Here is an 877-nt window from a genome sequence, read left to right as displayed (position 1 = left end):
TTGGTTGGTGAGCATGCTCATGAAGTTCGATTACATGCACAAACCATTTCAGAAGTTTTTGACCAGGATTATAAGAAGACTCTGGAAACCGCTAATGTTCTGGTTAAAAAATTTAAAATCAGTTGGGGTGCAGCACTAGACACCATAGAAGAGGGATTGATAGAAGGTGGAGCGGCAAATGAAGAGTATTTAGAGAGTCTAAATGAGTATGCTCCATTTCTTGCCGATGCAGGATATAGTGTAGGTGAATTTAAAAATATCATTGCTACAGGCTATGATTTGGGTGTGTTTAAAGATAAGCTTCCTGATGCATTAAAAGAATTCCATTTAGCTATGACAGATCAGACAGATACGACTAGAGATGCTTTGGATAATGCTTTTGGGATTACATTCACGGATAAGCTTTTTAAAGGGATAGAGAAAGGGACGATTACAACCAAAAAAGCATTACAGGAAATCATTAAAGAAAGTAAAAAGTATGGTTTAAGTGTTCAGCAACAACAGCAATTAACATCTGGTTTATTTAAAGGTGCTGGAGAAGATGCAGGAGGAGCTTTAAAGATTTTTGAAGCAATTAATAAGGCACTGGAGGATCAAACGATAGTACTCACACCACTTCAACAAATGCTGAAAGAAACTGCCGATGCTCATCGTGAACTTGCTATAGCAAAAGATGAGGCGTTACGATCTGATGATTATGTTGCTTTTGCAGGTGAGATGGATCTGGTATGGACGAAAATTCAAACCATTTTTTATAATGCATTGGGTGGTATACGAGGAGCTTTTACAGATTCAAATGAATTTATTGCAAAACAAATAGTCCTTTTCCTTGCTACAACAAAGGCAATGCCCAACATTGTTAGTAGTAATTTCCGAT

General features: G+C 37.2%; 1 protein-coding gene. It reads left to right on the top strand.

From position 1 onward, the window contains the following. The coding region (locus FOF46_RS31030) for a phage tail tape measure protein (RefSeq protein ID WP_208746851.1) at nucleotides 1-877 on the top strand (877 nt) is incomplete at both ends.

Source organism: Aquimarina algiphila (assembly GCF_007489275.1).
Classification (GTDB): domain Bacteria; phylum Bacteroidota; class Bacteroidia; order Flavobacteriales; family Flavobacteriaceae; genus Aquimarina; species Aquimarina algiphila.
The sequence above is the reverse complement of the archived record's forward strand: the minus strand, read 5'-3'. Positions and strand labels throughout refer to the sequence as shown.